Genomic DNA, 8138 nt, shown 5'->3' with positions numbered 1-8138 from the left:
AGCAATTCGCACAGTAGAAAGATCGGGTGCTAAATTACTCACATAAAAAGCTGTTCCGGCTTTGTTAGGAGTGCCTTCTAAATAAAAGGGTTTAGAAGTATTATCGCCAGCTTTAATATAAGCAGGGCCAGTTGCAGGAAGGTTAAAAGGGGTAGGTTTAATGCCGGAATTAACATCAAAAATTGCTAAAGTAGCGTAATTAATTTGGTTATCGTTAGTAGTGTCTAAAGCTGCAACTTGAATATCGTAGTTAATGCCAGCAACGCTAAATCGGTCTAGAGAGGTTTTGGTTTGAAGAATGGGGCTGAAAGATGCTTTACCTGCGGCAGTGAGTTGCTTAACAATTGCCCCAGAAGCAGGAGCGAAATCAGCAGCACTAAGGTTAAATCCTTTTGCCCCCACACCGCCAAATGCACCAAAAGGTACTGTGTAGTCTACAGTTCTGGCTTCTTTTGATTGCAGGATGGGGCTGTTCGGATCGTTCGGGTTAAGCCGGATATCGATTCCATCACCGCCGGGAAAGGTAGCGGTGACAACTTTTTTACCAGCTGCTCGCAAGTCGAGCCATAATGGTTCGGCTGTAGGATCTTCGCTTTCAACAGGGCCATCAATACCAACCGAGTAGCCGCCGATCGGTGCTACAAAACCGCTGACATTTTGGTTGAAGGGACTGGCGACTAGGTGAAAACTGTTGGCGTTGATGTCGTTGTTGGCTGCTGTAGAACCTGTAGCGATCGCAATATGGCTGGGAGCGGTTAGCGATGGCGTAATTGTCTCGTTTGCTGCTGCTACGCCTTTGCTTCTAAGCAAACCCAAACCTTTGTTTGCTTCCAGTACGCCGTTATCGAGGTATGAACTGACTATCGATGCTGTTGCACCGTCGAGCGAAATCAAAATGATTTTGGGACTCATAGCCCTTACCTCTTTCTTGACGTAGCCTTTCCTGTCCGTTTCTCTTCGGTTTTGTGTTTCTTATCACGCCTGAGTTTAACTGTTAAAGATTAAAAAGCGCATCCATTTTATTAAAGAGATGGTTAAGAAATATTCTTTTATTTTTATTGTCCCTATCTAAATGCCTTGGTTAATTAGACCTTAATAAAGGGTTAATTTAATTTTAAATTTATTGTTATTTTATAACCAAAAAGTATTGATTTTTCTAACCTGCGATATATATTTAAGGCACAGTTATATGTATACTAACGCAAGTAAGATTAAAACCAAAACATTCTCTGTTACTAGCAGGGTGTAATTTGCACGCCTTTGATTGGTAATTAAATTTTTGTTAGAAACTGAGGAGTTATGCTGGACATCGGAAAACTGTTTGATGAACAATACTACCTTACACTTAACCCAGACGTAGCACAGGCAGTTACCAATCGCGTTGTTGGTAGTGGATTTGAACACTTTACAAAATTTGGACAATTTGAAAAACGAGATCATAGTGCATTTTTTAATACCGACTTTTACTTATCCCAGTATGCAGACGTAGCAGCAGAAGTTGCTAGCGACAATGGCGATATCACCCGGAATTAAAGTGGTAGACATAGATTCAAGTTGAGTGAAATAAAATTGATTGAGTCAAAAACTCGCGATCGCTTCCAGTGCTGCGCTCCGCGCGATCGCCAAGGATATCCGCAAAATTACTCATGGCGTGGAAAAACCACTATGCAAGCACAAAAATACCGTAAAGTTACGGTTGGGTTGCGTGAAATTTCGGATCCCTAAAACTAATTTCTCACTGCTACGTTAAGTAGAGGCTAAGGATTAAAGCTTTTATGTAAACTTTATCGAATCTTTACATAGAATCTACTAACTATCGCCGCCAGATTTAGTTTAGAGAGAATATTTCTATTTCCAGGCAAGAAGTATAAGGGAACGACTGGCTGCTTTTTTAAAGTTCATCTCGAAATAGTTCAGCTAGGGTTTTTACTTAACTAAACCATTTCGATGATGAATTGAAAATTGGATTACCTAATAACAAAATCTGCTGCGTTAATGTTAGCAGCTTGCCCTCCAATAAGTGAAACAATGATTTCATTATTACTGTTAGTTAAACGAATCAAAGTGGTGTTGCCTTCTTGAGCGATCGACAACTGTTCAAACGTCAAACCACCAGCTAATCCGATTAAATCTAATAGACAAGGTTTAAAGCCTGATGTATTGAATATCTTCTACATCAGGTTTTAGCACAGCCAAATTTATGATGTAAAGTCTGCTGCGCCGCTCGCACTAACTTGTATGCCCAACAAAAATCCTAAAATTTGATGATTGCTGGCAAGACTAATTCGCGTAGCAGTGCCATCTTGAGTAATTTCTAATTGGTTAAAAGTTAAACCATTAGCTAAACCAATTAAATCCGTTCCATCCACGAAATCGTAGATATAATCAGTTCCTTCCCCAGCAGCCAATACGAATTTATCGACACCCGCACCGCCAATCAAGCTATCTGCACCTTGATTTCCATACAAAGTATCGTTCCCATCACCACCATCTAAAAAGTCATTACCTCCCAATCCCTGTAGGACATCATTACCTGCGCGTCCCACCAGAACGTTATTCTGCGAATTTCCAGTCAGAGTATCGTTACTGCTAGTGCCACTGGTATTAGGAACATTTACATCCCCAGGCGTCAAAGCTCCTCCAGTCGGAAAATTCGAGCTAACTTGGCTGCTAGAGTAAGTAACCGAATTAGCCGAACCCGATAGATCGCCATTGTACCAAGCCGCAGCTGAATTGGGAGTACTATTTGTCGGCAAACGAGTTGCTGCATCTGGCGTGCCAGAACTTTGAGTGAGGGAAACTCCCCCATAAACGAGATCGCCGCTATCGCCATCGGACCACCCCACAGCATCCATAATCTTGGCACCTGTTGGCAGTTCTAAAACACCATCATTATCAGAGTCGTAGTCAGTGTTTTCGGTAAGCGCAGTCGGACTGTTAATTAACAGGAATGAGTTAGTGGCATTATCCAGAAATCCCATTCCGCTCAGTCGAGTATCGGTGACAACAGTAGTACCAGTAGGAACTGTATAGCCACCATTCTGAATTGCCAGTAATCCGTTACTGCCAAAACTTTGCGAATTTAAGTTTTTCACAAATTTAGCTAAGCCGCGTTCGCCGTTATTGCCGCTAACAGCTACCAAATACAAATTAGCTAACGATTGCTTGGCTAATCCTTTGAGTTCGATGTATTCGTAATTGCTATCCGTTCCAGGCGGATTGACATTTACTTCATTAATTAATGGAGAGGCGACAATATTTCCCAACGTCACCCAATCGCTGCGGAATTTCTGGAAATTATCTTCTGTCAAATCTTTGGCAGCAATTCCATCGTTGTACCAGACATTATCGCCATTGTCGCTAATTAATTGAATTTGATTGGAGGCATTAATTGAACCGCTGGGTAATTCGACAATTCCCTCTGGATTCATCCCAGTCAAATTGGTATCTCGCATTTGCGGTGCATCTGAGGGATCGCCGCTCCAAGTGTACAGCCTGAAATCGTTCGGTGCTTCTCCGGCTGGACTGAAAGCAGCACCCGCAACAATCAAAAATCCATTACCGTTACCTTCAATGCTGCGAATACCGCGTCCTCCTAAATCGAGTTCGATCGGCGCTCCAAATGTGGCTGAACCCGCTGCACCGGAGCTCATTGCTAAAGTATCAAAATTAGTCACCGGAACGATCAACGCATTAGTGCGGACACTGGTAGGTTCGATCGGCGCTCGAAAGGAAACATAGGCAGTTGTAGTGCTTCCCGGTGCCATTGCTAAACCTTCAATATTGAAGCCAGAACTATCGCTAGCTTCGGGTATTTTGCCAACGGCAGCACTGGCAGCTAGTCCGTAATAATTAGCACCTTTGCCGTGAATATTATTGCTATCCCAGTTAATCAAATCCGTCCGCAAATTGTCGTAGCGACCTACGTAGCTTAATGTAGTGCTAGTACCGCTACCAGAAATATCCGTAGCAAATATGCGGTTGCGGTTAGGACGAAGCGAACCGCCAGTACCGGAATTACTGTGAGAGCCGATCCAAAAAATGCGATTTCCGACGCGGGTAGAGCCTTCAATATCAACTTCTCTCGGTACGCCGCCAGAAATATCTGTTAAACCTAACGAAGAAGTAAAATCAAATTGATTGATGGGTAAGCCAGAGTTATTGCGATCGTACAGACGCAGTTTTTGATCTTCGTCGTCAGCAACGAGCATGATATTGGAATCTAGAGCGATCGCAGTTGAGGCATCGCTTGCACCAGTATGGAATCGCGTATTGCCACCACCTCCGGCGGAAGCGGCATATTTGAGGATTGTTTGTGTTGTGGCAGAACCATCGCTTACGGTTACGGTAATATCGGCATAACCAACACCTAGCGGGTTGAGATTTAAAGTCCGATTTCCCCCCGTTCCCGCAGTCACCGTGATGTTGCCATTGGAAACAACTGTGCCATTATTGCTGGTAGCCGTTACAGTTAGAGCGCTAGCGTTGGTTTCGGCATCACTAACGGTAAACGAAACGCCGGGATTTGTCGAATCGCCAATTACACCCGATAAAGGCGCAATAACACTAATAGTAGGAGCAAGGTTTGGAAAACTTAAATTCCCCGGACTTAAAGCGCCGCCTGTGGGAAAGTTGGCGCTAACTGTAGCCAGATCGTAGGTTAGAGAATTAGCTGTTGTTCCCGATAGGTCGCCATTGTACCAAGCGGCAGCAGAATTAGCGGTATTATTTGTTTGAAAGCGGGTGGCGGCGTCTGGGGTGCCAGAACTTTGAGTGAGCGAAACGCCTCCGTAAACGAGGTCGCCGCTGTCGCCATCCGACCATCCCACAGCATCGACTATGGTGGCACCTGTTGGCAGTTCCAAGATGCCATCATCATTGATGTCGTAATCTGTGCTTTGGTTAATAGAGATCGAACTGTTGATGAGTAGGAAAGAATTAGAGCCGTTTTCCAGAGCGCCAGAACCGCTCAGCCGGGTGTCGGTGATGACTCTGGTAGCAGCGGGAACTGTATAACCCCCATTTTGAACGATCGCAAATCCATTGCTGCCCAGAGTTTGAGAACCAAGGCTCAGTACGTATTTGGCTTTGCCGCGATCGCCCAAATCTCCATCGATCGCCACCAAGTATAAATTTGTCAACGCTTCGTTGGCTAGCCCTTTTAGTTCTATATATTCGTAATAATCGTCTGTTCCAGGCGGATTTACCTTCAGCTCGTTCAGCAATACGGACATGAAATGCTCCCTTTAGTAATCTTGTGAACTTTTTTGCCTGTCATCGGCAACAAAAATTTCTGTTTTTAATTTTCACTTTTTCATCTACCAATAGTCTCAGATTTTACAAAATTATATTTAAAATTATCATATTTATCTAAAGAATATGAAGATTCATTAAATCTATACAAATTAAGATTAAGAGAATCCAAATTAAAATCGATATCTAAATGATTGGTAAACTAACTTTCTCTGCTTCATTTTGTTAAAATATGGTTATCTTTTAGTAATAAACTGTTTAAAAGTAGGTTAAATTTTGAACTAATATTTAGAAAGCCGCTGATATAAGCTAAAGCTCATCTATATCTTAAGCGAAAAATTCAAGCTCGTCTGCTTTAAAAAAATTGCTATAATTCATAATAATTTCCATATTTACTATCCTTTCCTCTATAACAAGTCATGTTAAAAATTATGAAACGTCGCCACTTTTTCTATTACTGCTTATTCTTAATTGCAGGCTGTACAGCCACAAAAACCTCTAATGGTAGAGTTAGCAATGAGAATACGGGAAATTACCTACAAAAGCTTCGATTTACAGTCACAGATGCTCAAAACCTTGAAGAATTAGAGCGCGATTATGGAGAATTACGGATAGCACTAGAGCAGGTATTAGAAAAGAAAATTGAGTTTGTTCCTGTGGAAAGCTATGTGGCAGCAGCAGCAGCATTACAGTCAGATCGGGTGGACTTCGTTCTCACTGGGCCTTCAGAATATGTGGTTATGCGTGCCAGGACAAATGCAGTTCCTGTGATTGGCATCACCCGACCAAACTATCGCACAGTCATTTGTGTTTCAGCAAACAGCAAGATTGGTTCTGTCAAGGAATTAAAAGGTAAAAAAATTGCTATGTGGGAGATAGGTTCTACTAGCGGTCATCTCGGCCCAACAAAACTATTGATTGATGCTGGATTGAATCCTAAATCCGACCTCAAGATATTGATGTTGGGAAGTAAGGGACTACCAGCCTTAAGGAAAGGCGAGGTTGATGCTTGGGGAGGGTCTGCCGTGAAGTGTGAAAAATTTCTCCAGGATGAAGGTTTGTCTGAGAATACATTGCCAATAATAGCAAAAGGGCCGCTTCTACCCGACGATCTATTTGTTGTCAATAGCAAGTTAAATTATGACTTGGTTGCAGAAATTAGCGATCGGATGGTTAAAAATAAAGACAAGTTGCTGCAAAGTCTTTTGTCGGTTGCGGAGGGGAAATATAAAGGTTCTAAATTAGTTCCGGCAAATGATTCTGATTACAACATGGTTCGTGAAGTTTACAAAACGATCGGACAGGGGAATTTTATCCAGTAGATAGCTAACTATTAAGCGTAGGTTAGGAGAACGTGCTGAGTTTGAACTCTTTATTAACCAAAGATGCTATCAAACATATTATTCCTCGCTTGAGTATAGCCAAAAAAATTGGCTATGGCTATTCCTTGGCTATTGGAATAGCGGTTTTAGGAACAACTGTTGGGCTAGTAATTGGAGATTACTACCAAAACCAGGCTAGAGAGCAATTAAAGATCGCCGATCGGCAGCAGCATCTCCTCAGCGATTTAGAAAATGCGGTTGGCGTAGTGCGATCGCATCCCCAGAAGCTTGTAACGATACTGGGAGAGTCAATCTGGTTTGACTACGAAAGTGCCAAATTTTTGGGAGATGTGGAGCGAGTTAAGGTACTGTTATCGGAATTTGAATCTTTTTTAAATAGCCGTCCTATTAACTTAGCAATAAAATCTGATGATTTAACAGCTTTATTGAAAGATTACGAAGTTAATATTGAATCATACAACCAGTTAATTAAATCTCTGTGGCAACAAATCGATCCACCTAACTTGCAAGCAGGACAAATTCAAGTAGCGCAGCAACAAATATTGACTTTTATCAGAAGCAAAAGAGCCACAGAACTAAGTGTTAAGTTCGATCGACTTTCAGAGAGTTTAACTAAACTCAAAGAAATCGCCGCAAGCCAACAGAGCTTCGCCAACGCTCGGCTCGAACAAGCCGAGTTATTGAGGCGACAAATTATTGTGACAAGTATGTTGCTGTCAATGGCGATCGCCGTAGCGTTAGCACTCATTACCAGTCGTGCGATCGCTCGTCCCTTAGAAGCGGTAACTCAAGTTGCCAGAGCGATCGTTTTGGAGTCCAATTTTGCTCTTCGCAGTCCAGTTACAACAGACGATGAAGTAGGGTTATTAGCAACTTCCTTAAATCAGCTAGTGCAATGGATCGGAGAATATACCCACGAACTAGAATTAGCTCGTCAAACACTAGAAAAGCGAGTAGAAGAACGGACGCAAGAACTGACAAACACGCTCCAAGAACTTCAACAAACCCAAGCTCAACTTATTCAAACTGAAAAAATGTCGAGTTTGGGACAGCTGGTTGCTGGCATCGCTCATGAAATTAACAACCCTGTCAACTTTATCTATGGCAACCTCAAACACGCTAGTAATTATATTGACAATTTGCTGGAATTAATTTATTTATATCAACAGCATTACCCCGAGCCAATTCCTACAATTCAAGAGAAAATTGAAGAGATAGATATAGACTTTTTAATAGACGATCTACCAAAAATTCTGTTATCGATGAAGGTAGGCTCTGAGCGGATTAGAGCAATTGTGTTATCATTGCGAAACTTTTCTCGTCTGGATGAATCTGAGATGAAGCTAGTTAATATTCATGAGGGAATCGAAAATACGTTATTAATTTTAAATAATCGTTTGAAACGAGGTATTCAGGTTATTAAAGAGTATGGCGATCTACCTTTAGTTGAGTGTTACCCAGCACAATTGAACCAGGTATTTTTAAATATACTGGCTAATGCTATTGATGCCTTGTCAGAACCACAAAACTCAAAACAACAGG

5 protein-coding genes are annotated in these 8138 nt (G+C 41.9%); 3 read left to right on the top strand and 2 right to left on the bottom strand.

The genetic code is table 11. The annotated features are described in order from the left end of the window. On the bottom strand, window positions 1-912 hold a 912-nt coding region (locus H6S82_RS10880), incomplete at its 3' end, for an alkaline phosphatase family protein (RefSeq protein WP_191056218.1). A gap of 387 nt (window positions 913-1299) precedes the next feature. Here H6S82_RS10880 and H6S82_RS10875 point away from each other — a divergent pair. Then, window positions 1300-1533 carry a hypothetical protein gene (locus tag H6S82_RS10875; protein WP_190462907.1) on the top strand — a complete coding sequence of 78 codons (234 nt, stop codon included), beginning with the start codon at window positions 1300-1302 and terminating at the stop codon, window positions 1531-1533. 665 nt (window positions 1534-2198) lie between these two features. Here the strand turns inward: H6S82_RS10875 and H6S82_RS33945 are convergent. Then, window positions 2199-5234, bottom strand: a complete 3036-nt coding sequence (locus tag H6S82_RS33945; RefSeq protein ID WP_190462905.1) for a DUF3616 domain-containing protein — start codon at window positions 5232-5234, stop codon at window positions 2199-2201. A 450-nt stretch (window positions 5235-5684) separates the two neighbouring features. Between H6S82_RS33945 and H6S82_RS10865 the strand changes: the two genes are divergently transcribed. Beyond that, the gene (locus H6S82_RS10865; protein WP_190462903.1) at window positions 5685-6575 is read left to right on the top strand and encodes a PhnD/SsuA/transferrin family substrate-binding protein; all 891 of its coding nucleotides are present in this window, start codon (window positions 5685-5687) and stop codon (window positions 6573-6575) included. Window positions 6576-6616: 41 nt separating this feature from the next. After that, window positions 6617-8138, top strand: a 1522-nt coding sequence (locus tag H6S82_RS10860) for a HAMP domain-containing protein (protein ID WP_242056901.1), incomplete at its 3' end; no start/stop codon positions are given.

The organism is Planktothrix sp. FACHB-1355 (assembly GCF_014748295.1).
Taxonomy (GTDB): domain Bacteria; phylum Cyanobacteriota; class Cyanobacteriia; order Cyanobacteriales; family Aerosakkonemataceae; genus Aerosakkonema; species Aerosakkonema funiforme_A.
The sequence above is the reverse complement of the archived record's forward strand: the minus strand, read 5'-3'. Positions and strand labels throughout refer to the sequence as shown.

Bases quoted from the DNA above. Each gene is read 5' to 3' on its own strand.
- H6S82_RS10875 (WP_190462907.1), top strand. From the start codon at position 1,300: ATGCTGGACATCGGAAAACTGTTTGATGAACAATACTACCTTACACTT.
- H6S82_RS33945 (WP_190462905.1), bottom strand. From the start codon at position 5,234: ATGTCCGTATTGCTGAACGAGCTGAAGGTAAATCCGCCTGGAACAGAC.
- H6S82_RS10865 (WP_190462903.1), top strand. From the start codon at position 5,685: ATGAAACGTCGCCACTTTTTCTATTACTGCTTATTCTTAATTGCAGGC.